Source organism: Catellatospora sp. NPDC049609 (assembly GCF_040675365.1).
GTDB lineage: Bacteria > Actinomycetota > Actinomycetes > Mycobacteriales > Micromonosporaceae > Catellatospora.
In genome coordinates this window covers 67,518-93,404 of the sequence record NZ_JBFAOU010000013.1, presented here as the reverse complement: position 1 = coordinate 93,404, position 25,887 = coordinate 67,518, and the positions used below count along the sequence as shown (strand labels likewise).

Sequence of the window (25,887 nt, the reverse complement as noted above, 5' to 3'; positions counted from 1 at the left end):
CGCCTCGGGCACCGCGCAGGACTTCAGCGCGGCCCGTGCCGTCGCGCTGGCCGAGCCGGGTGACCTCGGCGAACCCGCCGACGAAGTTGACGGCCGCGGACGTCGCATGGTGCCGGCGGCCGCAGACGCGCGCGCTCACGGCCGCACCACCAGGCGGCCGACGGTCTCGCCCGCGCCGAGCCGGGTCAGCCCGGCGGCCGCCTCGTCGAGGTCGAGCACCCCGCCGATCAGCGGCTGCACCACGCGGTCGGCGGCCAGCTCGCACAGCTTCTCGTGCGCCTGCTGCACCAGCACGGGATCGAGCTGCCGGTAGAGGCCCCAGTGCACGCCCAGGATCGAGTAGTTCTTGACCAGGGCGTGGTTGAGGCCGGGTGTCGGCACGGTGCCGCCCGCGAAGCCGACGACCAGGATGCGGCCCTCGAACGCGACGCACTTGGCCGAGCCCGTGTACACGTCGCCGCCGACCGGGTCGAAGATCACGTTTGCGCCGGCGCCGTTCGTGGCGGCCTTCACCGCGGCGACGAAGTCCTGCTCGTGGCGGTCGATCACCAGGTCGGCGCCGAGCTTCGCGGCTATCTCGGCCTTCGCCGGGCCGCGGGTCACCGCGATCACGTGCGCGCCGGCGGCCTTGCCGAGCTGGATCGCGGCGCTGCCGACCCCGCCCGCGGCCGCGTGCACCAGCAGCGTCTCGCCGGGCTGGAGCTTCGCGCGCCGGTGCAGCGAGAACCAGCCCGTCTGGTACGCGATGTGCATGGCGGCCGCCTGCACGTCGTCCAGCGCGGTCGGGGCGAGGAACGCGTCCGCGGCGTCGACCAGCGCGTACTCGGCCAGGCCGCCGTGCGGGAGCGCGGTCGTGCCGATGATCCGGTCGCCCTCGCCGAAGCCGGTCACCTCCGCCCCGGCCGCCGCGACGTCGCCGCACAGCTCCACGCCGGGCGTGAACGGCAGCGGCGGGCGCGACTGGTACGTCCCCCGGCACAGCAGCACGTCCGGGAAGTTCAGCGCGGTCGCGCGCACGCGTACCAGCAGCTGGTTCGCGGCCGGGACCGGGACGTCGGTCTCGACCAGGCTCATCACGTCGGCCGGCTCGCCGTTGGCGGCCGCCTGCCAGGCCCGCATCGTGGCGGCCATCAGAGGTACATCCGCGACACGGTCTCGGCGACGCAGACCGGCTTGTCGCCGCCCTCGCGCTCGATGGTCACCTGCGAGGTGAGCTGCACGCCGCCCGCGACGTCCTCGACGGACAGCAGCTTGACGGTCGCCCGCACCCGCGAGCCGACCGGCACCGGGGCGGGGAAGCGCACCTTGTTGGTGCCGTAGTTGACGCCCATCCGCACGCCGGGCACCCGCAGGGCGTCGCCGGCCAGCAGCGGGATCAGCGACAGGGTCAGGTAACCGTGCGCGATCGTGGTGCCGAACGGGCCCTGCGCCGCGCGTGCCGGATCGGTGTGGATCCACTGCAGGTCGCCGGTGGCCTCGGCGAACAGGTCGACGCGCTTCTGGTCGATCTCCAGCCAGTCGCTGGTGCTGACCACGGTCCCGACGGCGGCGCGCACGTCGTCCAGGGAGGCGAAGCTCATGATTTTTCCTTCCGCGATGAAGGCTGGCGTACTAAGTAAGCGCTTGCTTAGGATGCCGGTGTGGAAGGGTGATGTCAACGCCGCCCGCAAGCCCCCTGGAGGCACCCATGAACGCCGCCGTCGACCTGGACGAGGTCGAGATGCTGGACCGGGCGTGGCAGGACGTCACCCCCGCGCCCGCCCGGCGGCTGCTCATCGCCGCCGTCCAGGCGTTCGCCGAGCGCGGCTACCACGCCACCACCACCCGCGACATCGCCAACCGCGTCGGCATGAGCCCGGCCGGGGTGTACGTGCACTACCGCTCCAAGGAGGAGCTGCTGCACCGCATCTGCCTCATCGGGCACCGGCACTCGCTGGTCGCGCTGCGCGCCGCGGCGGCCCGCAGCCAGGACCCGGTCACCCAGCTGCGCGACGTCGTCGGCGACTTCGCCGCCTGGCACGCGCTGTTCCACACCCCGGCCCGCGTGATCTCGTACGAGCTGAACCACCTGGAGCCCGCGCACCTCACCGAGATCACCGCGCTGCGGCACGAGATGGACCTGGTCGTCCGCGCGACCCTGGAGCACGGGGTCAAGCAGGGCGTGTTCGACGTGCCCGACATCCCCGGCACCGGGCTGGCGCTGCTGTCACTGACCGTCGACGTGGCCCGGTGGTATCGCTCGTCCGGCCGCCGCGCGCCCGAGGACATCGGCGCCCTCTACGCCGACCTCGCCGTACGCATGGTCCAGGCCCGCTGAGCGGTCAGGCGGCCTGCCGCGCGCCGAGCATGACCGTGTTGCCGTCGAGGTCGGCCACCAGCGCGATGCGCTCGCCCCAGGGCTGCTCCGCGGGCTCCGCCAGCACCCGCGCCGGCCGTGCGCAGCCGCGCATACCCATCCTAAGGAGCACCGGCGGGCGGTGCGACCTGGCCTTCCAGCATGGCCAGGCCCAGCGGCCGCAGCCGGTGCTGCATGGTGCTGCCGCGCCGGTCGCTGGCCACCAGCCCCGCGTTGCGCAGCACGGTGAGGTGCTCGCTGATCGTGCTCGGCGACTGGCCCAGCTGCGCGGCGATGGAGGTCGTGGAGCCGCCGACCGCGCACAGGTCGAGGATCGCGGCCCGGTTGCGCCCGAGCAGCGCGGCGAGCGCCTCGGTCTGGCGCGCGGCCAGCATCCCGGCCGTCCGGTCCACCGGGTACACCAGCACCGGCGGCAGCTCCGGGTCGATCAGGGTGATCGGCCGCGTGCGGCTCTTGAAGAACGACGGCACCAGCACCATGCCGCGACCGCCCAGGTGCAGGTCGCGCTCACCGGGGAAGTCGGTGATGGTCAGCACGCTGCCGTCGAACCGGACCGACGGGTGCAGCGAGTTCAGCATCGCGATCAGCCCGCCCGTGGCCAGGCATCGCGTACGCAGGTCCAGGTCGGCGCCGAACGAGGCGGTCACCCACGGCCACTGCGGGCCGATGACCGCGTCGAAGTAGTCGCGCATGCCGGTGACGAGCTGCTCCATGGCCGCCGACCGCCCGGCGGCGAGGTCGCGGGCGGCGGTCGTGAGGCTGCCGCGCTGGCGGCCGACCCAGGCCATCTCGTGGCTGAGCCGCCGCGTCGGGGTGCTCGCCACCGCCTCCAGCCCGGCTTGCACCCCGCAGGCGTCGGTGTCCGGGGTGAGCAGGTCCGGGAAGTCGCCGTGCGCCGGGTTGACGTGGATGAACAGGTCCGTGCTCTCGCGCAGCGGCCGGCCCGGTTCCAGGTGCGCGCGGGAGTTGCGGTGCCAGCCCGACAGCAGCGGATCGTCACTGCGCTTGGCCAGCATGTGGCAGCTCAGCACGATCTCCCACAGCGGTGAGGGCTCGGCGAGGATGCGGGTGGCGCTCACGTCCTGCTGCGTGAAGTGAATCCGGAACATGACTGTGCCACCGGTCCCGCCTGTCGGATGTCGAGCGCTGCGCGTGTGCAGAACGCCGCCACGTCAATACCACGCCCGAGGCGGCCGCCGGGGTTGCCCGAAAAGACGACCGAGGGTCCTCCGGTCAGTGGATCTGCACCGTGACGCGGTAGTTCAGCTCGACGAGGTCGTGCGAGTACACCGGGGTGCGGAAGGTGACGCACAGCCAGCGGTGCTCCCCGCCGCGCGGGTCGGGCGCCACCTCGACCCGCTCGTCGCACGCTCCGAGGTGGACCGCGGCGATGTTGGCGGTGCTGCGGAACAGCCGCACGCTCAGCTCCACGCCCAGCGCCCGGGGCGGCTGCGGGTACGGCAGGCTGTCCGGCACGAAGAAGGAGATCTCCTGCAGGTCGCCGAGACGGACCATGCCGCGGAACGCGGTGCTGCGCGCGAGCGCGACATGTCCGGTGTAGACGGTCGTGTGCACCGTCGCGCCGGTCGCCGGGTCGGTCCCGTCGTGGAAGGTGCGCAGGCCGGGCGCCACGGCCCGCAGCTCCAGCAGGTTCACAAGGGCAGACTAGGAGTTGCGGGGCGGCGCATCCATCGGACTGTCGGGCCGTCTCCGAGCGGGTGTCGCGTCCGCGGAGCTCGGGTGATGATCGCGAGTCGGTGTCAGAAGGTGTGGTCGGACTTCACTTCGTGTCACGAAGCAGCGATCATCCCCCGCCCCACGAGCCCGGCTACTCCACCGGCCAGCGGTAGCGCAGCTGGTAGCGGTCGGCGGCCATGACGATGTCGGCCGTCTCCACCGCCCGGCCGCCCGCGAGGTAGGTGCGCTCCACGACCATCATCAGAGCCCCGCCTGAGGGCAGCCCCAGGCGCTCGATCTCGTCGGGATGGGCGGCGCGGGCGATGATCTCCTCCACGCACTCGTCGATGCGTACGCCGATCACGTCCATTCGTGCGACGACCCCGACGGCCGCACCGTCCTCGGGTAGCTCCACGGGCGTGCCGCGGGTGATCGACAGCGGCTCGTAGCTGGTCGCGAGCTGGATGGGGCCGCCGTCGGCGAGGTAGCGGTAGCGGGTGCGCAGCACCGGCTCGCCGGGCTCGACGCCGAGCCGGGCGGCGATCGCGTCGGGGCAGCCGACCTCGGCCGAGTCGTGCTCCCACGACGGCCGCTGCCCGGAGGCGGTCACGTCCCGGGCGAACGGCGAGGTGGGGCCCTGCCGGCGGCGCTGGTCGCGGCCCTGCGAGTCGCGGACCAGGCGGCGCACGTGGCGGACGTACACACCGGAGCCGTGCCGGCCTTCGACGAGTCCCTCGGCCTTCAGCACCGCGATCGCCCGTTTGGTGACCGTGTTGGACACCCCGAACATCGCCATCAGCCGGCTCTCACTGGGCAGCTTCGCGCCCGGTGCCAGCTCTCCCGCGACGATGCGGCAACGCAGCTCAGCCGCGATCTGCAGATACGCGGGGAGGTCGGCAGGCATGACGTGAAAGTCCTTCCGGGTCGTCGCCTACCAGTAGATCACTCATCAGGTTAGGGCACTAGGTTCCTTGCGCCGCAAAAGTTGGTGCCCTAACTTTGAGTCGTGGTCGGACGGTCAACTTCGTCCTGACAGACCGCGCGGCCACTGGTCCGAATCGGACATGGCGGCCGCCGGCGTGGGCGTTCGTCAGCCGCCACGTCCCCACCCTGGGGAGGGCGCGTGTGCGGATGGAAGGATCGACCAGCAGGCGGGCGGCCGTGAACGGCAGCCCGGCCCGGTGGACCGCCTCCAGCGGCGAGGACGTGTTCATCGGCGACCATGTGGCGCTGGCCCGCCACCCCGACGCGGTGGGCCGCATCGTCAGCGCCGACGACGAGGACCCGGACGCGGTGCAGGTGCAGCTGACCGGGGGCCATGAGGCGGGCCGGGTGGTCAGCGTGCAGCCGGGCGACATCCTGCTGCGGCTGCGCCGGTAGCGATCGGCCCAGCTCAGACGCGCCGGGACTCGTAGAGGAAGCAGCCGTACTCGACCGCCCGGACGTGGACCAGAGCCACCGCCGGATCGGCGAACAGCTCGTCGAACACGGCGCGGTGCACCTCGCCGGGCTCGATGCGGCGGCCGCCGAGGATGCGCCCGTCGCGGTCGTAGCAGCGGAACACCCGGTGCGCGGTGCCGAGGTAGGACGGCGCGACCTCGGGGCCGGTGCAGCCGTCGGCGTGCAGGAAGACCGGACCCCGTTCCAGGTACGGGCCCGGCTCGGCGCCGGCCGCGGCGGCCCACCGGCGCAGCGGCTCGTACGCGACGAGCGCGATGCGGTCACCGGGGGCAGCCCGGCGCAGGCAGCAGCGCAGGGGTGCGCCGCCCTCGACGTCGACGGAGAGCTCGGGCGGGTTGCCGGCGTCGTCGGCGCTGAGCAACTGTGCGACCACCGATGGATCTATGGCGTGGATCGAGTACATGCCCACCAGCGTGATCGTGAGCCGCTGACCACGCTGGCGGAAATCGGAACTCGCATCCGCGTCGCGTTGATCAATAATACTGGACTATGCTCAAAGTATGACAACGCCAGATGAGAAGGCTGGACCGGGCGGCGGCACCTTCCGCACCTCGATCACCATGCCGATCAACCTCGCGGAGTACGCGCAGGCGCGGTCCGGTGGCAACTTCTCGGCATACCTGACCAGCCTGGTCGAGCGGGACCGGCGGCGGGAGGTCGCGCAGCAGCGCCTGGCCGAGTTCGGCTACGTCGACGACATGGCGCCCACCGAGGAGGGCCGGGCGCGCGCCCGTGCCCGGCTGGAGGCCCACCGCAGCAGGACGCGGACCGGCGGCACCGGGCAGCGGGCCGCGTGAGCATCGGGCTGGTCCTCGACAGTTCCGCGCTGCTGCTGCACCTGCGCCTGGAGCGGGTGTCGATCGGTGAGCTGATCAGCGAGGTCATCGACGGTGACCAGCTGGTCGGGGTGCCCGCTCTGGCCGTGGTCGACGTCTGGTCGGACCTGGGCAACGCTGACGTGACCCGACTGGAACGAATGCTCACCTGGGACGACAGCGGCGTCGTGATCCTGCCGCTGACCGGCGACTGCCTGCTCGATGTGCACGGCACGCTGCCGTCGGTCAAGGGCGGGCAGGGCGTGGCGCATGCCGTCGTGGAGGCCCGCCGATACGGCTGCCTGCTGGCCACCGACCGGCCCGGCGACATCGGCGACGCGATGGACCCCGACGACCTGATCGAGTTGTCCTAGCCGAGTGCGCGGGGTGCGCTTGGCTCAGTCCGTGGCGAGCAGTTCGCGTACGCGGGGGATGACCTGCTCGCCGTAGAGGCGGATCGAGGTCGTCAGCTTGTCGTGGGGCAGCGTCCCCGCGCTGTACTTCAGCTCGAAGCGCTGCACGCCGAGCGTGCGTACCGTGTCGGCGATCTTCTTGGCGACGGTCTCCGGCGAGCCGACGTAGAGCGAGCCCTGGTCCGCCTCGGCCTCGAAGCGGCTGCGGTTGGTGGGCGGCCAGCCGCGCTCGCGGCCGATCCGGTCGATCATCCGGCGGTAGTGCGGCCACAGCTCCTCGCGGGCCTCGGCGTCGGTCTCGGCGAGGTGGCCGGGGGAGTGCACCCCGACCGGCAGCGGCTCGGCCTCCAGCTGCGCGAGCGCGCGGTGGTAGAGGTCGACATAGGGCGCGAACCGGTCGGGCCGGCCGCCGATGATGGCGAGCATGAGCGGCATCTTGTACGCCGCGGCGCGGACCACCGACTCCGGGCTGCCGCCGACGCCGATCCAGGTGCGGATGCGGCCGGACTCGGTCTTGGGGTAGACGTGCTGGTCGGTGAGCTGCCCTGGGCGCAGCCTGCCCTGCCAGGTGACGGGTCCCTCGTCGAGCAGTTGCGCGAGCAGGTCCAGCTTCTCCTCGAACAGCTCGTTGTACTGGCTGAGGTCGTACCCGAACAGCGGGAACGACTCGGTGAACGAGCCCCGGCCGAGGATGATCTCGGCGCGACCGCGGGACACCGCGTCGAGGGTGGCGAAGCGCTCGAAGACGCGCACCGGATCGTCGGAGCTGAGCACGGTGACCGCGGTGCCGAGGCGGATCCGCTCGGTCCGCGCCGCGATGGCGGCCAGCACGATCTCGGGCGAGGTGACGGCGAAGTCCTCGCGGTGGTGCTCGCCGATGCCGAACGCGTCGACGCCGAGGCGGTCGGCCAGCACGGCCTGCTCCACGACGTCGCGGATGACCTGCGCGTACGAGACGCGGCCACCGTCGGCGCCGACGGTGACGTCGCCGAACGTGTCGAGCGCGAACTCCAGCGGTGCGGTCATCCCGGCTCCTTCTCGTTGATCGTCGACAGCGTGAACCGGGCCGCCCGGCGCCGTATTCCGGCCGGGCGACCCACTTCACCTCAACTGTCACGGTCGCAGCCTGGCGTACCGCTCGCCCGCCGCGTGCCACCAGGCCGGGGGTGACGGCCCGACAATCCGTGAGCTGGGCTGGTCGGGATGCAGGCCGATGCGGCGGAGCACCTCGCCGGGCAGGCACACGGCGACGGAGCCGCACGGGCGTCCCTGCTCGTCGCGCCCGCAGTACAGGTTCACCCGGATCTCGCGCTCCTCGAACGGCAGCCAGTCGATCCCGCGCTCACGCAGTCAAGCCAGCAGGACCTGCACCGGCCGCGGGCCGCCGAACGTGTTGTCGTACGCCGCAATGGTGATCCACTCGGGGTCGGGGGGCGAGATGGCCATGCGCTCAGGATGGCACCCGTACCGGGAACCGCGCGATCCCGTTCGCGCCGCGTGGGTTCCGTTCGACGGCGCTTTCCGCCGGGTGGGGGAGCGCGTCACGTCGATACGGATCTGGCGGCCACCCCGCCTTCCGTGAAAGGGTCGCGGGATGATCTCCGGACCTGATGCCGTGCCGCCGTCGGACGACGTGCCGCAGCTGCGCCAGGGCGTGCCGGAGCTGCCGTCGGCGGCCGGGCTCGAGCTGGAGCAGCTGGTCGCGGTGGCCCAGCGGTATACCCCCGCGGCCCGGCTGGCGCTGGTGCTGGCGGCGGAGCAGGCGTCGGTGTTCCGCCGCGCCGAGATGGGCACGGAGCACCTGCTGCTCGGCCTGCTGGCCTGCCCGGCGACGACCAGCGCGCACGTGCTGTCGCTGCTGGGCATCTCGGCCGACCGCGTCGACGCGGCGGTCGTGCAGGTGTGCGGGCGCGGCTGGCTGGCGAAGCGGGCGGCGCGGCGGACCGACCCGTCGCTGCGCGACATCCTGGCCGTCGTCGCGCAGCAGGCGCTGCTGGCGCCGGACCGGCCGGTCGGCACCGGTGACCTGCTGCTGGCCCTGGCCGACCACGACACCGCCGGTGGGCGCAAGGTGCTGGACTACCTGGGCGTCAGCGCGGACGACCTGCGGCAGGTGCTCGCGACGACGACCCACGCCGAGGCGGGCCATTCGCACGTACGCCACGATCGCGGGCGCTGCGTGCACGGCTGACGCCGTACGCGTGTGCGCAGGGGTCGCGGTCAGCGCCTGAGGCCGGTGAGCACGAGGTCGGCCAGCTCCTTCGCGATCAGCTCGGCGGGCTTGGGCCCGTCCGGGCGATACCAGGTGTGCAGGGAGTTGGTGACGCCGAAGATGGACCAGGAGACGATCTCCGGGGAGGCGACCGCGGCGAACACCCCGGACTCCTGGGCGTCGCGGATCAGGCCGCGCACCGTCTCCTGGTAGCGGCGCCAGTCGGCCTGCAGGCGCTGCGTCCGGTCGCTGTCCATGGCCGCCAGCTCGTGGGACACGGCGGCGGACTCCTTGATCATCGCCGCCGTGCCCACCACGATGTCGTCGATGATCGCCCGCAGGGTCCATTCCGGATCGCGGCCCTGCGCGACGATCCGGTCCAGCGCCGCCAGGCGCTCGCCGAACACCGCCCGGTACATCTCGACGAGCAGGTCCTCCTTGGCGCCGAAGTAGTGGTAGAGGCCGCCCTTGGTGACCCCGGCACGGTCGACGACCTGCTGCACCGACGTCGCGGCGTACCCCTGCTCGGCGAAGAGCTCGGTCGCCGCGGCCAGGATGCGCTCGCGCACCCCGGCCGCGCCGGCCACCGCCCTAGAACGCCCCATCGGGGATCTCCATCAGCGCGTTGTCGGTCTGCTCCAGCACCCGGCGGCGGGCCGCCAGCTCCGGTAGCACGGTGCGCGCGAAGAACCGCGCCACGGCGAGCTTGCCCTGGTAGAAGCCGGTGTCGTCGGCGGACGGCTGCCCGGCCAGCGCGTCGAGGGCCACCGCGGCCTGGCGGGTCAGCAGCCAGCCGATCAGCAGGTCGCCGACGCTCATCAGCAGCCGGGTCGAGTTCTGCCCGACCTTGTAGACCTCGGTGGGGTCGCCGCCGGAGTCCTTGAGCCAGCCGAGCATGGCGTCGACCATGCCCCGCACGTCGTCGATCCCCTCGCGCAGCGCCTCGCACTCCAGCTTGAGGTCGGCGGTGGACTCGTTCGCGGCGCAGAAGTCCGTCATCTCGCCGAGCAGCAGGTCCAGCGCCACCCGGCGGTCGCGGGCGATCTTGCGGAAGAAGAAGTCCAGACCCTGGATCGCGGTGGTGCCCTCGTACAGGGTGTCGATCTTCGTGTCCCGGATGTACTGCTCCATCGGGTAGTCCTGCAGGTAGCCCGAACCGCCCAGCGTCTGCAGCGACAGCGCCAGCATCTCGTACGAGCGCTCCGACCCCACGCCCTTCACGATCGGCAGCAGCAGGTCGTTGACGTTGGAGCCCTGCACGTGGTCGCGGTCGAGCCAGCCGGCGGTGTAGAGGTACACCGCGCGCAGGCCCTCGGCGTACGCCTTCTGCAGCATCAGGATGCGCCGCACGTCGGGGTGGCGGTCGATGGTCACCCGCGGCGCGGTCTTGTCCGCGGCCTGCGTCAGGTCCGGGCCCTGCACCCGCTGCCGGGCGTAGTCCAGCGCGTTGAGGTAGCCCGTCGACAGGGTCGCGATCGCCTTCACGCCGACCTGCATACGCGCCGACTCGATCACCTTGAACATCTGCGCGATGCCGTCGTGCACCTCGCCGACCAGCCAGCCCACCGCCGGGGTGCCGTGCTGGCCGAAGGTCAGCTCGCAGGTGGAGGAGACCTTCAGGCCCATCTTCTTCTCGACGTTGGTGGCGAAGACGCCGTTGCGCTCGCCCAGCTCGCCGCTGGTGTGGTCGAAGTGGAACTTCGGCACCAGGAACATCGACAGGCCCTTGGTGCCCGGCCCGCCCACCGTGACATTGGCGCCGACCTTGGCGCCTCCGGCTGGGTCGGCACCGGGCGCGACGACTGGTCGGGCCAGCACGAAGTGCATGATGTTCTCGCTCAGGTCGTGCTCGCCCGAGGTGATGAACCGCTTGACGCCCTCGATGTGCCACGAACCGTCGGCCTGCGGCAGTGCCCGGGTGCGGCCCGCGCCGACGTCGGAGCCGGCGTCCGGCTCGGTCAGCACCATCGTCGCGCCCCACTGGCGGTCGATCATGATCTCGGCGATGCGCTGCTGCTCGGCAGTGCCCATGCGGTGCAGCAGGCCGCCGAAGCCGGGGCCGCCGCCGTACATGTACACCGGCGCCTGCGCGCCCTGGACCAGCTCGATCAGCGCCCACCACAGCGCCCGCGGCGCGACCACGCCGCCCGCCTCGGCGGGCATGTCCAGCCGCCACCACTCGGCGTCCATCCACGCCTGGTACGACCGGCGGAAGCCCTCGGGCATGGCCACCGAGAACGTGCGCGGGTCGTAGACCGGCGGGGTGCGGTCCGCCTCGGTGTAGGACGCCGCGATCGGGCCCACCGACAGCCGCTCGACCTCGGCGAGCATGTGCTCGACCGTCTCGACGTCCAGCTCGGCGAAGCGCCCCTGGCCCAGCTGCTCGCCCATCCCGAACACCTCGAACAGGTTGAACCGCAGGTCGCGCAGGTTGCTCCGGTAGTGGCTCATGCCCGCCCTTTCGTCGTGGCGCACCGGGTGGGGACGCCGTGCTTCGAGGTGCCCATGACACTGCGCGGCGCCTCGGCCTGTCAATACCGACCGGTTGGTATGTTGTCTTTCACCAACCCTACCGACCGGTCGGTCGGATCGCTATGGTGTGCGCACACCGACTGCATGAACCACTGTTGAGGGGCGAACTGTGCGCACAGGTCTGGAAGGTCGTACCGCGCTGGTCACCGGCGCCTCCCGCGGCATCGGCAAGGCCACCGCGGCCGCGCTGGCCGCCGAGGGCTGCAACGTCGTGCTCAGCTCCCGCAGGCAGGACGCGCTCGACGCGGTCGCCGAGGAGTTCCGGCAGGCGTACCCGAAGGTCGGTTTCCTGGCCAAGGCCGCGCACGTCGGCGAGAAGGACCAGGCCGAGGCCTGCGTCGCCGCCGCCGTCGCCGAGTTCGGCTCGGTCGACGTGCTCGTCAACAACGCCGGCACCAACCCGTACTTCGGCCCGATGGTCGACCTCGACGTGTCCCGCGCCGAGAAGACCGTGCAGGTCAACCAGCTCTCCATCGTGCTGTGGACGCAGGCCGTCTGGCACGCGTCGATGGCCGCGAACGGCGGCGCGATCGTCAACATCGCCTCGGTCGGCGGCCTGGCCACCGAGTTCGGCATCGGCTACTACAACGCCACCAAGGCCGCGGTCATCCACCTCACCCGGCAGTTCGCCGCCGAGCTCGCGCCGAAGGTCCGCGTCAACGGCATCGCGCCGGGCATCGTGCGCACCAAGCTCGCCCAGGCGCTGTGGGAGAACAACGAGGAGCTGATCAACCAGCACACGCCGCTCGGCCGGATCGGCGAGCCCGAGGACATCGCTAACGCGGTCGTTTTCCTAGCCGGGCAGAGCTCGTCCTGGATGACCGGGCAGACGCTCGTCGTCGACGGCGGCTCGCTGATCCGCCACTCGTTCCTGGGCTGACCACGCGCGGGGCTCAGGACCGCCTGGGCCCCCGGGTCAGCCCAGCCAACCTGCGCTGTTGTTGTTCGACTCCCGGCAGATGCCCGAGCCGGTCTCCGGCCAGACGCCGTTGCGCTTCTCGTAGACGTCGGCGAAGAAGTAGCACATCGCCTCGCAGCCGCCGTCCAGCACGGCCATCGCCGGGTTCGCGACCACCGCCCGGTAGAAGTCGCGCCCGACCGCGACGATGAACCCGCGGGCGTAGAGGAAGCCGTCGTCCGAACCGTCGGTCACCTCGTGGACGTCGACCCGGTCGATGTCGTACAGCTTGCGCTCCAGCACCCGGTCGTGATCGGTCAACTGCTCGTCGGTCAGCGGGACGCTCAGGTCACGCAGGCGCTCCAGGAACACGTCGAGGTGCGGGTCGACCACGTAGGGATCCTGATCGCCGTGCGGGTCGCGGGTGAGCAGCGCCTGCCTCGCCTGCTGTGCCTCGGCACCGACCAGCTCCCACGCCTGCTCGATCAACGCCCAGAACGCCGTCTCCTCGGCCTCGGTCGGCAGCCGGCCCGTCGCCTGTCCTGTCTCGGTCACTGGCACACGGTAGCGCCGGGATCCGACACCCCGGCATTGCCTGTCCGCGCCCAGCTGTGCATCATGTGACGATGCTGATCAACCGGAAGGGCGGCCACCGCCCCGCACGATGAACGCCCGCGGATGGCGGCTGCCGGATGCAGCCGTGGACGGGCTCACCTGTTTCGCACACGCATCGTCGCTCGCGGCGCTGCACGGCCCCGGCCCATGGCCGGGCGGCGGCGATCCGCTTCCTGACGCACCGCCCCGAGATCCGGGTCGGCTGACCATGTCGGCGGCGGTCCTCGACGGCATTCACACCCAGCACGGCGGAAGCGTCGGCAGTGAGATCGCCGCGCAGGAGCTTGCCGACCTGGTTCGCGCGGTGGTGCGCGGCACGCCGACACCGGCATCACTGGCAGGGCTGCACGCTGCCAGTGCACAGACCCGTTCCGTCGCGGTCGCGGAAGGGCTCGCCGATGCTCTCGCGGATCTGCCGGCTGACCGGGTGCGCCGGGTGGGACGGTGGCTCGCCCAACACGGCACGCGGCGAGACTCGGTCGCCATCGGACTCGTCCTGCTGGGCCTGACGGGCGACGCCCGCGACCGGGAGCTGCTGCTACTGCTGGGTGCGCTGGAAAGCCTCACGTTGTACGCCGCCGAGGCCCTGTCCCGCACGCAGCCGGATCCTGAGCGGGCCGTCTTCGAACTCGCGCGGCGCGTCGAGGGCTGGGGTCGGATCCACGCCGTGGAGCGACTCAGGGAATGCACCGATCCCGAGGTCAAGGCGTGGCTGCTGCGCGGCGGTTACCGCAACGCCGTCATGGACGAGTACCTCGCTCACCTGGCCGCGACCACGGGTGACCTGGCTGGTGCGCTGGACGCCGAGACTGTCGACGAGGCGCTGCTGCTCGGTGCCGGCGGCATCCTGCGCGCCCTGTGCGAAGGCGGCCCGGCCGCGGACATGCGCCACTACCCGGACGGCCCTGTCGCCGTCGCGAGCTACCTGTGCCACGCCGACCGGCAGCCCGCGGACCTCCGGCTGGTCGCCGCCGTCGGGGTACTGCGCAGATTCGCCAGTTCCGCCAAGGCCGTGTCGTGCTGGACGGCGGCGGAGCGAGCGAGACTCCAGGCGATGGCCGAGCAGCTGTGCGACCGGCCTGACTGGCGGCAGCTCGTCCAGGACGCGCTCGACGACGAGGATCTCGAAGTCGTCAAGCGCGGGCTGTGGCAGGCGGCACTGGTCGGCGTGCCGTTCACCGACCAGGTGACCAGGCAGCTGCGGCGGGCTCCCTACGACTTCGACCTGTGGTACGCGCTAGTCGACTACACCGAGGACATCGACCCGGCGCTGCGGCTGGCGGACGAGCTGCTGCCGCTGGCGGAGCTGGTCACCGGACCGACGCTTGCGGTCGGGTCGTGCGGACAAGGGCCTGAGGGCATCCTGGACCTTGTCGTGAGCAGGCTCGACGCACATCCGGGCAAGGGTTGGCCGCTGATCGCGGTGGCTCTGTCGAACCGCACGATCCGTAACCGCGAGATGGCTCTGCTGGCCTTGAAGGCATGGCCCGCAGCGCTCATCACGGCGGAGATGCGGCACGCCCTGCTGGCAGCCGCCGGGCGCGAGCCCGACCGTGGCATGCGGGGCCGGATGCGGATCATGCAGGACAGATGGCTCTCCGCGAGGTAAGGCGGACGCTGCCATGATGGCGTGCCCACCAGCTACGCATCGACGTTGGCCTATTGCATCGGCTGGCATGAGATCGAAGTCCATGTGACAGGCCAATGTCTATGCGAGGCGGGGCGGTGGCGGAAGCCGTGCCACCGAGCGTGGCCGGGAGCGCCGGACTCAGGCGGCGGTCCGCGCGTGGGCCGCGGCGGATGCGCCCGCGCGGCCCACGCGAGGGCTCACTCCTTGCGTTCGCGGTCGCTGCTGCGGACCAGGCGCAGGCGGACCTTGGTGATGGTGCGCTCGGCGGCCTCGACGACCTCGGCGGTGAAGCCGGGCGCCTTGACCACGTCGCCGGGTTCGGTCGGGATGCGGCCGAGCCGGTCCAGCACCAGGCCCGCGACGGTGGTGTAGTCGACCTCGCCCAGGCGGGTCAGGTCGATGCCGAGGTCGGGCAGGTCGTGCATGGGGAACGAGCCGGGCACCAGGAACACGTCGTCGGCCTCGCGGACGACCGCGACGATGTCGCGGTCGGTCTCGTCGTAGATCTCGCCGACGACCTCCTCCACCAGGTCCTCCATGGTGAGGATGCCGTCGATCGAGCCGTGCTCGTCCACGACCAGCGCGAACTGCTCGCGCTGGGAGCGCAGCTGGCGCATCGCCTCCGATACCGACAGCGTCTCCGGCAGGAAGATCGCCGTGCGGGCGCGCTCGCCCACGTCGCCCTCGGCGTCGAGCAGGTCGCGCAGGTGCACCACGCCCAGGACGGAGTCCAGGTCACCGTCGCGGACCACCGGGGCGCGGCTGTGGCCGGAGTCGGCCAGCTCGCGCAGGCCCTCCTCGACGGTCAGGTCCGCGGCCAGCGTGAAGACCTCGCGCCGGGGGATGAGGATCTCGCGGATGTCCCGCTCGGTGATCTCGAACGCACCCGAGATGATCTCACGCTGCTGGGCGCTGAACCCGCGCTGCGCCACGACCAGGTCGCGGATCTCCTCGGCGGAGATCTCCTCGCGGCCCGCCCGGGGGTCGACGCCGGCGATCCGCACGATCATGTCGGTGGCCTTGCCGAGCAGCCAGACGATCGGCCGCGACGCGGTGGCCATCCAGTCCAGCGGCCGCGCGGCGACCAGCGCCCAGCCCTCGGCGCGCTGCATGGCGATGCGCTTGGGGGCGAGCTCGCCCAGCACCAGGGTGAGGAACGTCAGCACCAGGGTGACGATGATGATCGCCACGGGCTCGGCGGCCGACTTGAGGAAGCCCAGCGGCTCGATCAGCGGCTGCGCCAGCGACGTGGCCGCGAAGGCGGAGGCCAGGAAGCCCGCCAGGGTGATGCCGATCTGGATGGTGGCCAGGAACCGGTTCGGGTCCCGGGACAGGCGGGCCAGCACCCGGCCGCCGGAGGAGGAGCGCTCGAGCCGCTGGATCTGCGACTCGCGGAGCGAGATCAGTGCCATCTCGCTGCCCGACAGGGCTCCGTTGATCAACATTAGGACAAGCACCAGAAGGATCTGGGTGCCGTAGCCGCCCACAGGCGTTCACTCCTCGGAGTTTTCAAGATTGAACCAACACCGTAGCGGGTGTTCCTGAATGGTTCGCACGAGGCGGCATGGACGAAGCTCCGTTCATGCAGCAAACCGGCATGAACGGAGCTTCGTTCGCGTAAGCGGTCAGGACTCCTGGCGCTCGGTCTTGTCGCCCGACCACAGGGTGTGGAACACGCCGTCGGCGTCGACCCGCTGGTAGGTGTGCGCGCCGAACAGGTCGCGCAGGCCCTGGGTCAGCGCGGCGGGCAGGCGCTCGCGGCGCAGGCCGTCGTAGTACGCCAGGGACGAGGAGAACACCGGGGCGGGGATGCCCAGCTGCGCGGCGGTGGCCACGACCCGGCGCCAGGCAGGCACGGCCGCCCCGATCGCCTCGGCGAACGCCGGCGCGAACAGCAGGTTGGCCGGCGGGTTGTCGCCGCGGTACGCGTCGGTGATGTCGCGCAGCAGCGCGGCCCGGATGATGCAGCCGGCCCGCCACAGCGACGCGATCGAGGCCAGGTCCAGCTCCCAGCCGTACTCCTTGGACGCCGCGACCAGCATGTCCAGGCCCTGGGCGTAGCTGACCAGCTTGGACGCGTAAAGCGCCTGGCGCACGTCCTCGACGAACGTGTCCGGCAGGTCCACCTTCACCTCGTGGCCGGCCAGCAGCTGCTGCGCGACCGGGCGCTGCGCCGCCTGCGAGGACAGGGCGCGGGCGAACACCGACTCGGCGATGCCGGTGACCGGCGAGCCCAGCTCCAGGGCGGCGATGACGGTCCAGCCGCCGGTGCCCTTCATGCCCGCGGCGTCGACCACGACGTCCACGAACGGCTTGCCGGTCTTCGCGTCGACGTGCCCGAGCACCTCGGAGGTGATCTCGATGAGGAAGGATGACAGGTCGCCCTTGTTCCACTCGGCGAAGATCTTCGACTGCTCGGCCGGCTCGATGCCCGCACCTGCGCGCAGCAGGTCGAACGCCTCGCCGATGACCTGCATGTCGGCGTACTCGATGCCGTTGTGGACCATCTTGACGAAGTGGCCGGCGCCGTCGGTGCCGATCCAGGCGCAGCACGGCTCGCCGTCGACGTGGGCGGAGATCTTCTCCAGCATGGGCCCGAGCGACTCGTACGACTTCTTCGACCCGCCCGGCATGATCGACGGGCCCTTGAGCGCGCCCTCCTCGCCGCCGGAGACGCCCACGCCGACGAAGTGCAGGCCCTTCTCGGCCAGCGCGGCCTCGCGGCGGCGGGTGTCGGTGAAGTGGGAGTTGCCGGCGTCGATGATGATGTCGTCGGTGTCGAGCAGCGGGACCAGCTCCGCGATCACGTCGTCGACCGGCTTGCCGGCCTTGACCATGATCAGGACGCGGCGCGGCTTCTCCAGCGCGTCGACCAGCTCCTGCATCGTCTCCGTGGCGACGAAGTCGCCCTCGTGCCCGTGCTCGGCGATCAGGGCGTCGGTGCGGGAGCGGCTGCGGTTGTGCACCGCGACGGTGTAGCCGTTGCGGGCCAGGTTGCGGGCGATGTTGGCGCCCATCACCGCCAGCCCCGTGACACCGATCTGTGCTGCCATGGTGTGACTCCTGGTATATGAGAGCTCGATGGTTGCGGCCGCCCCGGTGCGTCCCTTGTCACGGTCCACCCCACCATGTCGCGGGCCGATCCGCACGCCCGGGGCGGCCGCGTCCTATTGATCGAGAACCGGGCCCGGTGGACGCTCGACTTCTCCATCCTGCCTGAGCGGCCGGGGCGCCGCGGGGCTTCCCGGGCGGTGGCCGCCGCCGCTCAGAGCCTGACGCGGGCGGCGAGCGGCAGGTGGTCGCTGCCGGTGCGCGGCAGCGACCAGGCCCGTACGACCTGCGCCGTGCGGGCCATGACGTGGTCGATCCGGGCGACCGGGGCGGCGGCGGGCCAGCTGAACGCGAAGTCGGACCGGTCCGTGCCGACCTGCGCGGTGACCGGGCGCAGGCCGCGGTCGTCCACGGTGCCGTTGAGATCGCCGATCAGGATCAGCCGCGGCAGCGGCTCGGCGGCCAGCGCCGCGCCGAGCTGGGCGGCGCTGTCGTCGCGCGTGGTGGAGCCGAACCCGTCGGTGGGGCGCAGCCGCAGCGAGGGCAGGTGGGCGACGTACACCGCGACGTCGCCGTGCGGGGTGTGCACGGTGGCCCGCATGCCGCGGCTCCACTCGGCGACGATCGCGCGCGGCCGGATCTCGACCAGGCGTGCGCCGCTGATCGGATACCGCGACCAGAGCCCGACCGTGCCCTCCACGGCGTGATACGGCAGCCGCCCGGCCAGCTCGGCGGCGTACGCGCGCAGCGCCAGCGGGGTGACCTCCTCCAGCGCGACCAGGTCCGGTGCGGCCGCGAGCAGCGCTTTCGCGGTGCCCGCGGGGTCGGGGTTCTCGTCGCTGACGTTGTGCTGCACGACCGTGAGGTCGTGGGGCGCGGCCGGGTCGGGCGGCAGCGTCGCGCCGAAAGTGTGCAGCCAGGCGGCGGCGGGCACGACGACGGCCGCCAGCGCGACGGCGGATCGGCGCAGCAGCGCGAGCCCGGCCAGCACCGGCACGGCCAGCCCCAGCCAGGGCAGCAGCGACTCCAGCAGGCTGCCCAGGTGGCCGACGGTGTTCGGCACCGCGCGGTGGAACAGCAGCAGGCCCGCGACCAGCACGGACAGCGCGACGAGCAGCCACCCCCGCCGGTCGGACGCCCGCAGCCGCCGCAGGGCGCTCGGCCACCGCCGGCGGTGGGGCGAGGTCGGGTCCGGCGCCGTCAGGGTGTCCACCAGGGTCAGTCTCGCAGGCTCGCGATGTGGCGCATCTTGTTGGTGGCGTCGAGCGCGGCGACCTTGTACGACTCGGCCAGCGTGGGGTAGTTGAACACCGCCTCGACCAGGTAGTCGACGGTGCCGCCGCAGCCCATCACGGACTGCCCGATGTGGAGCAGCTCGGTGGCGCCGGTGCCGAACACGTGCACGCCGAGCAGTCTGCGGTCCTCCGGCGACACCAGGATCTTGAGCACGCCGTGCGTGTCGCCGATGATCTGGCCGCGCGCGAGCTCGCGGTAGCGCGATACGCCGACCTCGAACGGCACGCTCTGGTCGGTCAGCTCGTCCTCGGTGCGGCCCACGTAGCTGATCTCGGGGATGGTGTAGATGCCGATCGGCTGCAGCGCGGAGATCGTGCCCACCGGCTCGCCGCAGGCGTGGTGCGCGGCCAGCCGGCCCTGCTCCATGGAGGTGGCGGCCAGCGCGGGGAAGCCGATGATGTCGCCGACGGCGTAGATGTGCGGCACGGCGGTGCGGAAGTGCTCGTCGACGGCGATGCGGCCGCGGTCGTCGGCGGACAGCCCGGCGGCGGGCAGGTCGAGGGTGTCGCCCATGCCCTGGCGGCCGGCGGAGTACATCACGGTGTCGGCGGCGATGGTCTTGCCGCTCTCCAGCACCGCGATCGCGCCGCGGGCGTGCTTCTCGACCCGGGCGACGGCCTCGCTGAACCGGAACGTCACCGCGAGGTCGCGCAGGTGGTACTTGAGCGCCTCGACGACCTCCAGGTCGCAGAACTCCAGCATCCGGGCGCGCTTCTCCACCACGGTCACCTTGGTGCCCAGCGCGGCGAACATGGAGGCGTACTCGATGCCGATGACGCCCGCGCCGACCACGACCATGGAGCGGGGGACCCGGTCGAGCTTGAGGATGCCGTCGGAGTCGACGATGGTCAGGTCGTCGAACTCGACGGTGGAGGGCCGGGCGGGGCGGCTGCCCGCGGCGATGACGATGTTGTCGGCGGTGACCGTGAAGTCGCGGCCGCGCTCACCGGCCACGAGCACGGTGTGCGGGTCGAGGAAGCGCGCGGTCCCGGCGTGCAGGCGTACGCCGTTGCGGGCGAGCTGGCCGCGGACCACGTCGACCTCGCGGCTGATCACGTGGTGGGTGCGGGCGGTCAGGTCGCCGACCGTGATGTCCTCTTTCAGCCGGTAGCTCTGGCCGTAGAGCTCGCGCTGGCTCAGGCCGGTGAGGTAGACGACGGCCTCGCGCAGGGTCTTGGACGGGATGGTGCCGGTGTTGACGCTGACGCCGCCGATCATGTCGCCGCGCTCGATGACGGCGGCGCGGCGGCCCAGCTTGGCGGCGGCGATGGCGGCCTTCTGCCCGCCGGGCCCGGATCCGATGACGAGGACGTCCACATCACGCATGACGCCCACCTTGGCATGGCCGCGCCAGCGCCGGTGACCCCCGAACGGCGCCCGGTCGGCCGTCGATGTGGACGAAACCTCACGTTCCCGTGGATCACGGCGCGGGCCGCGGGTTGGTATGGTCGCCGACGTGCGCAGGAGCGTCTCGACGGTCATCCTCGATCAGTTTCACCACCCGACGCAGGTGATCGTCGGCGGGTTCGCCGCTGCCGTGCTCGCCGGCACCGGGCTGCTGTCGCTGCCGGTGGCCACCGAGTCGGGGGAGCCGGCGCGGTTCCTCGACGCGCTGTTCACGGCCACGTCGGCGGTGTGCCTGACCGGGCTGGTCCTGGTCGACAGCGAGACCCACTGGTCCACCGCCGGTGAGCTGATCATCATGGTGCTGGTGCAGGCCGGTGGCCTGGGCATCATGACCATGGCGACGCTGTTCGCGGTGGCGCTGTCGGGCCGGATGGGCCTGCGCGCCCGCATGCTGGTGCAGGTCGAGACGAAGACGCTGCAGATGACCGACCTGCGGCGCGTGGTGCGCAACGTGGTGATCCTGAGCCTGGGCACGGAGGCGGTCATCGCGCTGCTGCTCGGGGCCCGTTTCATGATCGGGTATGGCGAGCCGCCGGGGCGCTCGCTGTATCTCGGGGCGTTCCACTCGATCTCGGCGTTCAACAACGCCGGGTTCGCGCTGTGGCCCGACAGCGTGGTGCGGTTCAACTCCGACCCGTGGATCTGCCTGACCCTGGCCGCGGCGGTGATCATCGGCGGGCTCGGCTTCCCGGTGATCTTCGAGCTGCGCCACGGCTGGCGCCGGCCCAGCCGCTGGTCGGTGCTGACCCGGATCACGCTCACGCTGACCGTGGTGCTGCTGGTGCTGGGCACCGTCCTGCTGCTGGCCACCGAGGGGCGCAACCCGCGCACGCTCGGCCCGATGTCCGGGGCCGACCAGCTGCTCAACGCGTTCTTCGCGGCGGTGATGCCGCGCAGCGGCGGGTTCAACTCGATCGACATCGCCGCGATGTACCCGTCGAGCTGGCTGACCTACGACGCGCTGATGTTCATCGGCGGCGGCAGCGCGGGCACCGCGGGCGGCATCAAGGTCACCACGTTCGGGCTGCTGGCGTACGTCATCTGGGCCGAGCTGCGGGGCGAGCCGTCGGTCAACGTCGGCCGCCGCCGGGTGCCGGCGCAGCTGCAGCGCCAGGCGCTGACCATCGCCCTGGTGGGCGTGGGCACCGTGGCCGGGTCGACGTACCTGCTGCTGGTGCTCAACCCGCACCGGCTGGACCAGGTGCTGTTCGAGGTCATCTCCGCCTTCGCCACGGTGGGCGTGTCCACCGGCATCACGCCGGAGCTGAACGCCGCCAGCCACGCGCTGCTGGCCGTGCTCATGTTCGTGGGCCGCGTCGGCCCGCTGACCCTGGGCACGGCGCTCGCGCTGCGTGCGAAGACCCGTCATTACGAGCTACCCGAGGAGCGTCTCCTTGTCGGCTGAACGCAACGATCCCGTCGTCGTCATCGGCCTGGGCCGGTTCGGCAGCTCGCTGGCGATCGAGCTGATGCGCCGGGGCACCGAGGTGCTGGCCATCGACAACCGCCCGAAGGTGGTGCAGAGCCTGTCCGGCCAGCTCACGCACGTGGTGGCGGCCGACTCCACCGACCTGGAGGCGCTGCGCCAGCTGGGCGTCGGCGAGTTCAGCCGGGGCGTGGTGGCCATCGGCAGCGACCTGGAGGCCAGCATCCTGACCACCTCGCTGCTGGTGGAACTGGAGGTCGCCGACATCTGGGCCAAGGCGGTCAGCCGCCAGCACGGCCGCATCCTGGAGCGCATCGGGGCCAAGCACATCGTGCTGCCCGAGCACGACATGGGCGAGCGGGTCGCGCACCTGGTGTCCGGCCGGATGCTCGACTACATGGAGATCGACTCCAACTTCGCGCTGGTCAAGACGCGCCCGCCGCACGAGTACGTGGGCGTGCCGCTGGGGGAGTCCCGGCTGCGGCGCAAGCACGGGGTGACCATCGTGTGCGTGAAGACGCAGGGCCACGAGTTCACCTACGCCGCCGCGGACACGGTGCTGCAGTACGGCGACATCATCGTGGTCGCCGGGCCGGTGGACCGGGTGGAGCGGTTCGCGGAGCTGCCGTAGCGGCGTTTTGATCATCCGGGGCCCGGGAAAAAGGGAGGATGAAGAGCAGCGGCCGGGTCGGCCGCTCGGTCCCGGGAGGCAGCCGATGAGCGCCGACGTGTCCGTCCCCGCGCCCCAGACGCCGCATGACGACCCGCATGCGCTGAAACGGGTCATCACCCGGCCCATGCTGATCTTCTTCATCCTGGGCGACATCCTCGGCGCCGGCATCTACTCGCTGACCGGCCAGGTCGGCGCGGACGTCGGCGGCGCGATCTGGGCGTCGTTCCTGGTGGCGTTCGTGCTGGCGTTCCTGACCGCCTTCGCCTACATGGAGCTGGTCACGAAGTACCCGCAGGCGGCGGGCGGCGCGCTGTACTGCGACCGGGCCTACAAGATCAAGTTTTTGAGCTTCCTCGTCACCTTCGCGATCATGGCCTCGGGGGTGACCTCGGCGAGCTTCGCGGCGACCCGGGTCGGCGGGCGCTACTTCACCGGCCTGACCGGCGTGGTGGACCCGCCCATGGTGCTGATCGGCATCCTGGCGATCCTGCTGGTGGCCGCGGTCAACTACTGGGGCATCTCCGAGTCGATCAAGGTGAACATCGTCATCACCTGCATCGAGCTGTCCGGCCTGCTGTTCATCATCGGGGTCGGGGCCAGCGTGCTGGCCAAGGGCTCCGGCGACCCGGCGGCGGCGTTCGACTTCGCCGGCCAGGGCTTCGGCGTCTTCACCGGCATCATGGCGGGCGCGGCGACGGCCTTCTACGCCTTCCTCGGCTTCGAGGACTCGGTGAACCTGGCCGAGGAGACCAACGACCCGCCGCGCAACTTCCCGCCCGCCATGATCACCGGTCTGCTCGCCGCCGGGATCATCTACCTGCTCGTGGCCTTCACCGCGGCCATGGTGGTGCCGCTGGACGTGCTGACGAAGTCGAGCGGGCCGCTGCTGGAGGTGGTGCGCATCGGCGCGCCCGACCTGCCCGTGTCCCGGGTCTTCTCGGCGATCTCCATGATCGCCGTCTCGAACACCATGCTGATCAACATGCTGATGGCGTCCCGGCTGCTCTACGGCATGGCCCGGCGCGACGTGCTGCCCCGGCCCTTCGCGGTGCTGTCGCCGCGGCGTACGCCGTGGATCGCGATCGTCTTCACCACGGCCCTGTCGATCCTGCTGCTGGTGACGGTGAGCGACCTGACCAACCTGTCCGACACCACGGTGCTGCTGCTCACCGCGGTGTTCCTGCTGGTCAACATCGCCGCGCTGGTGCTGCGCCGCGACCACGTCGCGCACCGGCACTTCCACGCGCCCACGATCGTGCCCGTGCTCGGCGCGATCGTGTCGGCGGTGTTCCTGCTCCCGTTCGTGCGCGAGGCCGGGATCTACCTGCTCGCGTTCTGGCTGCTGCTGGGCGGTGTCGCGCTGTGGGCGCTGAACCGGCTGGTCATCCGGCACCTGCCGCCCCGCGACGGCTCCGCGGCCGGGCCCCCGCCGCTGGAGGACTCCGTCTGAGCCCGAGGACCACCGCCGACGACCTGCGGGCGACCGGAACCCGGTGGCGTGGTCGGCGTCCAGAGCCTGGGCCGAGGCGGCCCGTCCCGTCCCGGGCGTCGTGCGGGCCGCATGCGCAAGTTTTCCTCAAGGCTGCGCCGCAGATATTCCGCGCGGGCGCGCGAACCCCTCACCGTGGGTACACCCACGGAACACGCCCCGCCCCCGCACGATGGCGGCCTGTTCCACCGCACCATGACGTCGACGACGGGAGCCAGCCATGTGGGCCACCATCGACCTGCTGCCCGCCGCCCCCGCGTGCGAGCCGGCCGCCCGGCTCGACCGCGCCCGGCTGGAGGACGCGTTCGAGCTGGCCTGCCTGGTCCGGGCGACCTCGCTGACACCGAACGGGGGGGTGCGGGTGGGCCATCCCCGCCGGCCGCTCATGCCGGCGGGGATGGTCGAGTTCAACGGCGAGGCCGCCGCCCGCCGCATGGGCCAGCTGATGCGCGCGCTGGACCTGCCGCACGCGCACGAGACCGCCGAGGCCGGGCTGCGCCGCCGCTACCGGCTGCACCGCGTCAGCGTGCCCGGCGACCACCGCGCCGCGTACGCCGAGCTCACCGCGGCGGCCTGGCGCCAGGGCCGGGCCGGCGTGCTCAGCACCGCCGCGGTCGGGCAGTCCGCGCCCGCGCACGCCGAGCGGTTGCGGCTGGCCGGGGCCGCCTGGCGGGCCGTGCTGCTGTCGGCCGGGCGCCACATGCGCAAGCACATCCTCGGCGTACGCGTCACCGACCAGGACCTGGCCACCGTGCTCATCCGCGGCGCGTACCTGCTCGGCGCGCAGGCCTCGCTGTCCCCGCAGGCGGGCAGCTTCCTGGTCAGCGTGCCCGGCCCCGCCGCGCACCGCGTCCTGCACGGCGCCGGCGCCCTGCCCGCCTGACCACCGGCGGCGATCGGGCGCGCACCGTAATCCGGCTCGGCCGGATCGCGTAGGGCGAGTTCAGGCCCGGTCGGGTAGTTTCTGGCGCGTGATCCGGCTGCGCGTGTCGACGGCCGCCGCGCTGGTCGTGGCGGTGCTGTTCGGCGTGGGCGGGTGCAGCGAGCCGGCGCCCGCCCCCGTGCGGCTGACCGTCGCGACCGGCAGCCAGACCGGCGTGTACTTCGTCTTCGGGCAGGCGTTCTCCAAGATCGTCGAGCGCGAGCTGCCGCACGTGCGGACCGACGTCCAGGTCACGACCGCGTCGGCGGAGAATGTGCAGCTGGTCGGCGACGGCCGGGCGCAGCTCGGCTTCACCCAGGCCGACATCCTGCCCTCGACCGGCAACAAGGTCATGGCGGTGGCCCGGGTCTACGACGACCTGCTGCACCTGGTGACCCGCTCGGACGGCCCGGTCCGCACCCTCGCCGACCTCGCGGGCCGGCGGGTGTCGGTGGGCGCGCCCCGCTCGGGCACCGTGATCACCGCCAACCGCCTGCTGGACGTGGCGGAGCTGACCGGCAAGGTCACGGTGAGCCAGCTCGGCCTGGACGCGTCCGCGGCCGCGCTGCGCGACGGCGGGATCGACGCGTTCTTCTTCTCCGGCGGCCCGCCCGTCCGGGCCGTCGAGCAGCTCGTGCACGACCTGCCGATCCGCCTGGTGGAGCTGGGCGAGTGGACCGATGCGCTGCGGGTGCGCTACAGCCAGGTCTACGTCAGCCGCGACGTCCCGTTCTCGGTGTACGGACTCGACCCGATCAGCACCGTCGCGGACCCGAACTATCTCGTGGTCAGCGCGGATCTGCACGAGGACCTGGTGTTCGAGCTGACCCGGCTGCTGATGGAGCACCGCGACGAGCTCGGGGTGGCCCACCCGGCCGCGGGCCGGATGAATCCGCAGTCGGCGATCTCGACCGCGCCACTGCCGCTGCACCCCGGCGCCGCCCGCTACTACCAGTCCATCAAGCCCTAGCCGAGGCTTCATAGCGGCGGAGCCGCGGGTCGCCGAGGCCGATG

At 71.8% G+C, this 25,887-nt stretch carries 28 protein-coding genes; 12 read left to right on the top strand and 16 right to left on the bottom strand.

The annotated features are described in order from the left end of the window. Window positions 1–135: 135 nt before the first annotated feature. Together AB0J67_RS06415 and AB0J67_RS06410 are read right to left on the bottom strand one after the other, a co-directional pair. Window positions 136–1,131, bottom strand: a complete 996-nt coding sequence (locus AB0J67_RS06415; protein WP_363476905.1) for an NADPH:quinone oxidoreductase family protein — start codon at window positions 1,129–1,131, stop codon at window positions 136–138. Next, the gene (locus tag AB0J67_RS06410) at window positions 1,131–1,583 is read right to left on the bottom strand and encodes a MaoC family dehydratase (protein ID WP_363476907.1); all 453 of its coding nucleotides are present in this window, start codon (window positions 1,581–1,583) and stop codon (window positions 1,131–1,133) included. The genes AB0J67_RS06415 and AB0J67_RS06410 overlap by 1 nt, the downstream gene beginning before the upstream one ends. A 104-nt stretch (window positions 1,584–1,687) precedes the next feature. Between AB0J67_RS06410 and AB0J67_RS06405 the strand changes: the two genes are divergently transcribed. Then, the gene (locus AB0J67_RS06405) at window positions 1,688–2,317 is read left to right on the top strand and encodes a TetR/AcrR family transcriptional regulator (RefSeq protein ID WP_363476903.1); all 630 of its coding nucleotides are present in this window, start codon (window positions 1,688–1,690) and stop codon (window positions 2,315–2,317) included. A gap of 4 nt (window positions 2,318–2,321) precedes the next feature. Here AB0J67_RS06405 and AB0J67_RS06400 read toward each other — a convergent pair whose 3' ends face one another. The 4 genes from AB0J67_RS06400 to AB0J67_RS06385 form a co-directional block, all read right to left on the bottom strand. Then, on the bottom strand, window positions 2,322–2,450 hold the full coding sequence (locus tag AB0J67_RS06400; protein WP_363476901.1) for a hypothetical protein: 129 nt from the start codon (window positions 2,448–2,450) through the stop codon (window positions 2,322–2,324). Between the two features lie 7 nt (window positions 2,451–2,457). Continuing rightward, on the bottom strand, window positions 2,458–3,465 hold the full coding sequence (locus AB0J67_RS06395) for an ArsR family transcriptional regulator (protein ID WP_363476899.1): 1,008 nt from the start codon (window positions 3,463–3,465) through the stop codon (window positions 2,458–2,460). Between the two features lie 124 nt (window positions 3,466–3,589). Beyond that, a complete protein-coding gene (locus AB0J67_RS06390) occupies window positions 3,590–4,012 on the bottom strand; it encodes a hypothetical protein (RefSeq protein ID WP_363476897.1) in 423 nt (140 codons plus the stop codon). 172 nt (window positions 4,013–4,184) lie between these two features. Then, complete coding sequence (locus AB0J67_RS06385) at window positions 4,185–4,937, bottom strand: GntR family transcriptional regulator (protein ID WP_363476895.1); 753 nt, start codon at window positions 4,935–4,937, stop codon at window positions 4,185–4,187. A gap of 221 nt (window positions 4,938–5,158) precedes the next feature. On the opposite strand from AB0J67_RS06385, the gene AB0J67_RS06380 reads away from it, so the two are divergent. After that, the gene (locus AB0J67_RS06380) at window positions 5,159–5,413 is read left to right on the top strand and encodes a hypothetical protein (protein WP_363476893.1); all 255 of its coding nucleotides are present in this window, start codon (window positions 5,159–5,161) and stop codon (window positions 5,411–5,413) included. Window positions 5,414–5,426: 13 nt separating this feature from the next. Here AB0J67_RS06380 and AB0J67_RS06375 read toward each other — a convergent pair whose 3' ends face one another. Further along, window positions 5,427–5,897 (bottom strand): DUF1203 domain-containing protein, encoded by a 471-nt coding sequence (locus tag AB0J67_RS06375; protein WP_363476891.1) that lies wholly within the window; start codon window positions 5,895–5,897, stop codon window positions 5,427–5,429. Between the two features lie 97 nt (window positions 5,898–5,994). Here AB0J67_RS06375 and AB0J67_RS06370 point away from each other — a divergent pair, with 97 nt between their 5' ends. Then, complete coding sequence (locus AB0J67_RS06370) at window positions 5,995–6,291, top strand: hypothetical protein (protein ID WP_363476889.1); 297 nt, start codon at window positions 5,995–5,997, stop codon at window positions 6,289–6,291. Further along, entirely contained in the window at window positions 6,288–6,683 is a 396-nt protein-coding gene (locus AB0J67_RS06365; RefSeq protein ID WP_363476887.1) for a hypothetical protein, read from the top strand. The genes AB0J67_RS06370 and AB0J67_RS06365 overlap by 4 nt, the downstream gene beginning before the upstream one ends. A 24-nt stretch (window positions 6,684–6,707) precedes the next feature. On the opposite strand, the gene AB0J67_RS06360 is transcribed toward AB0J67_RS06365, so the two are convergent. Then, window positions 6,708–7,748, bottom strand: a complete 1,041-nt coding sequence (locus AB0J67_RS06360; RefSeq protein ID WP_363476885.1) for an LLM class flavin-dependent oxidoreductase — start codon at window positions 7,746–7,748, stop codon at window positions 6,708–6,710. Between the two features lie 87 nt (window positions 7,749–7,835). After that, a complete protein-coding gene (locus tag AB0J67_RS06355) occupies window positions 7,836–8,021 on the bottom strand; it encodes a hypothetical protein (RefSeq protein ID WP_363476883.1) in 186 nt (61 codons plus the stop codon). A 295-nt stretch (window positions 8,022–8,316) separates the two neighbouring features. On the opposite strand from AB0J67_RS06355, the gene AB0J67_RS06350 reads away from it, so the two are divergent. After that, window positions 8,317–8,913 carry a Clp protease N-terminal domain-containing protein gene (locus AB0J67_RS06350; protein ID WP_363476881.1) on the top strand — a complete coding sequence of 199 codons (597 nt, stop codon included), beginning with the start codon at window positions 8,317–8,319 and terminating at the stop codon, window positions 8,911–8,913. Between the two features lie 29 nt (window positions 8,914–8,942). Here AB0J67_RS06350 and AB0J67_RS06345 read toward each other — a convergent pair whose 3' ends face one another. Further along, entirely contained in the window at window positions 8,943–9,539 is a 597-nt protein-coding gene (locus AB0J67_RS06345; protein ID WP_363476879.1) for a TetR/AcrR family transcriptional regulator, read from the bottom strand. Then, on the bottom strand, window positions 9,526–11,385 hold the full coding sequence (locus AB0J67_RS06340; RefSeq protein ID WP_363476877.1) for an acyl-CoA dehydrogenase: 1,860 nt from the start codon (window positions 11,383–11,385) through the stop codon (window positions 9,526–9,528). The genes AB0J67_RS06345 and AB0J67_RS06340 overlap by 14 nt, the downstream gene beginning before the upstream one ends. A gap of 190 nt (window positions 11,386–11,575) precedes the next feature. On the opposite strand from AB0J67_RS06340, the gene AB0J67_RS06335 reads away from it, so the two are divergent. Beyond that, complete coding sequence (locus AB0J67_RS06335) at window positions 11,576–12,346, top strand: SDR family oxidoreductase (RefSeq protein ID WP_363476875.1); 771 nt, start codon at window positions 11,576–11,578, stop codon at window positions 12,344–12,346. A gap of 36 nt (window positions 12,347–12,382) precedes the next feature. Here the strand turns inward: AB0J67_RS06335 and AB0J67_RS06330 are convergent, their stop codons facing one another. Further along, a complete protein-coding gene (locus tag AB0J67_RS06330; RefSeq protein ID WP_363476873.1) occupies window positions 12,383–12,919 on the bottom strand; it encodes a DUF4240 domain-containing protein in 537 nt (178 codons plus the stop codon). Between the two features lie 145 nt (window positions 12,920–13,064). On the opposite strand from AB0J67_RS06330, the gene AB0J67_RS06325 reads away from it, so the two are divergent. Next, the gene (locus AB0J67_RS06325) at window positions 13,065–14,588 is read left to right on the top strand and encodes a hypothetical protein (protein ID WP_363476871.1); all 1,524 of its coding nucleotides are present in this window, start codon (window positions 13,065–13,067) and stop codon (window positions 14,586–14,588) included. A gap of 218 nt (window positions 14,589–14,806) precedes the next feature. On the opposite strand, the gene AB0J67_RS06320 is transcribed toward AB0J67_RS06325, so the two are convergent. The 4 genes from AB0J67_RS06320 to sthA form a co-directional block, all read right to left on the bottom strand. Then, on the bottom strand, window positions 14,807–16,096 hold the full coding sequence (locus AB0J67_RS06320; protein WP_363476869.1) for a hemolysin family protein: 1,290 nt from the start codon (window positions 16,094–16,096) through the stop codon (window positions 14,807–14,809). Between the two features lie 138 nt (window positions 16,097–16,234). Beyond that, window positions 16,235–17,662, bottom strand: coding sequence for an NADP-dependent phosphogluconate dehydrogenase (gene gndA, locus AB0J67_RS06315; protein ID WP_363476867.1), 1,428 nt, complete (start codon window positions 17,660–17,662; stop codon window positions 16,235–16,237). A gap of 212 nt (window positions 17,663–17,874) precedes the next feature. Continuing rightward, complete coding sequence (locus tag AB0J67_RS06310; protein WP_363476865.1) at window positions 17,875–18,873, bottom strand: endonuclease/exonuclease/phosphatase family protein; 999 nt, start codon at window positions 18,871–18,873, stop codon at window positions 17,875–17,877. 5 nt (window positions 18,874–18,878) lie between these two features. Next, window positions 18,879–20,282: a Si-specific NAD(P)(+) transhydrogenase gene (gene sthA, locus AB0J67_RS06305; protein ID WP_363476863.1), complete on the bottom strand. Its 1,404-nt coding sequence runs from the start codon at window positions 20,280–20,282 to the stop codon at window positions 18,879–18,881. Window positions 20,283–20,412: 130 nt separating this feature from the next. Here sthA and AB0J67_RS06300 point away from each other — a divergent pair, with 130 nt between their 5' ends. The 5 genes from AB0J67_RS06300 to AB0J67_RS06280 all read left to right on the top strand — a co-directional run bounded on the left by AB0J67_RS06300 (window position 20,413) and on the right by AB0J67_RS06280 (window position 25,843). Next, a complete protein-coding gene (locus AB0J67_RS06300; protein ID WP_363476861.1) occupies window positions 20,413–21,768 on the top strand; it encodes a potassium transporter TrkG in 1,356 nt (451 codons plus the stop codon). Next, window positions 21,758–22,420 (top strand): TrkA family potassium uptake protein, encoded by a 663-nt coding sequence (locus AB0J67_RS06295; RefSeq protein ID WP_363476859.1) that lies wholly within the window; start codon window positions 21,758–21,760, stop codon window positions 22,418–22,420. The genes AB0J67_RS06300 and AB0J67_RS06295 overlap by 11 nt, the downstream gene beginning before the upstream one ends. Before the next feature lie 85 nt (window positions 22,421–22,505). Next, window positions 22,506–23,912 carry an APC family permease gene (locus tag AB0J67_RS06290; RefSeq protein WP_363476856.1) on the top strand — a complete coding sequence of 469 codons (1,407 nt, stop codon included), beginning with the start codon at window positions 22,506–22,508 and terminating at the stop codon, window positions 23,910–23,912. Between the two features lie 259 nt (window positions 23,913–24,171). After that, on the top strand, window positions 24,172–24,834 hold the full coding sequence (locus AB0J67_RS06285) for a hypothetical protein (protein ID WP_363476854.1): 663 nt from the start codon (window positions 24,172–24,174) through the stop codon (window positions 24,832–24,834). Between the two features lie 88 nt (window positions 24,835–24,922). Further along, on the top strand, window positions 24,923–25,843 hold the full coding sequence (locus tag AB0J67_RS06280) for a TAXI family TRAP transporter solute-binding subunit (RefSeq protein WP_363476852.1): 921 nt from the start codon (window positions 24,923–24,925) through the stop codon (window positions 25,841–25,843). Window positions 25,844–25,887 lie beyond the last annotated feature (44 nt).

Excerpts from the sequence above, each read along its gene's own strand:
- AB0J67_RS06415 (WP_363476905.1), bottom strand. The coding sequence starts at position 1,131 with ATGGCCGCCACGATGCGGGCCTGGCAGGCGGCCGCCAACGGCGAGCCG.
- AB0J67_RS06405 (WP_363476903.1), top strand. The coding sequence starts at position 1,688 with ATGAACGCCGCCGTCGACCTGGACGAGGTCGAGATGCTGGACCGGGCG.
- AB0J67_RS06400 (WP_363476901.1), bottom strand. The coding sequence starts at position 2,450 with ATGCGCGGCTGCGCACGGCCGGCGCGGGTGCTGGCGGAGCCCGCGGAG.
- AB0J67_RS06395 (WP_363476899.1), bottom strand. The coding sequence starts at position 3,465 with ATGTTCCGGATTCACTTCACGCAGCAGGACGTGAGCGCCACCCGCATC.
- AB0J67_RS06385 (WP_363476895.1), bottom strand. The coding sequence starts at position 4,937 with ATGCCTGCCGACCTCCCCGCGTATCTGCAGATCGCGGCTGAGCTGCGT.
- AB0J67_RS06375 (WP_363476891.1), bottom strand. The coding sequence starts at position 5,897 with ATGTACTCGATCCACGCCATAGATCCATCGGTGGTCGCACAGTTGCTC.
- AB0J67_RS06370 (WP_363476889.1), top strand. The coding sequence starts at position 5,995 with ATGACAACGCCAGATGAGAAGGCTGGACCGGGCGGCGGCACCTTCCGC.
- AB0J67_RS06360 (WP_363476885.1), bottom strand. The coding sequence starts at position 7,748 with ATGACCGCACCGCTGGAGTTCGCGCTCGACACGTTCGGCGACGTCACC.
- AB0J67_RS06350 (WP_363476881.1), top strand. The coding sequence starts at position 8,317 with ATGATCTCCGGACCTGATGCCGTGCCGCCGTCGGACGACGTGCCGCAG.
- AB0J67_RS06345 (WP_363476879.1), bottom strand. The coding sequence starts at position 9,539 with ATGGGGCGTTCTAGGGCGGTGGCCGGCGCGGCCGGGGTGCGCGAGCGC.
- AB0J67_RS06340 (WP_363476877.1), bottom strand. The coding sequence starts at position 11,385 with ATGAGCCACTACCGGAGCAACCTGCGCGACCTGCGGTTCAACCTGTTC.
- gndA (WP_363476867.1), bottom strand. The coding sequence starts at position 17,662 with ATGGCAGCACAGATCGGTGTCACGGGGCTGGCGGTGATGGGCGCCAAC.
- sthA (WP_363476863.1), bottom strand. The coding sequence starts at position 20,282 with ATGCGTGATGTGGACGTCCTCGTCATCGGATCCGGGCCCGGCGGGCAG.
- AB0J67_RS06290 (WP_363476856.1), top strand. The coding sequence starts at position 22,506 with ATGAGCGCCGACGTGTCCGTCCCCGCGCCCCAGACGCCGCATGACGAC.
- AB0J67_RS06285 (WP_363476854.1), top strand. The coding sequence starts at position 24,172 with ATGTGGGCCACCATCGACCTGCTGCCCGCCGCCCCCGCGTGCGAGCCG.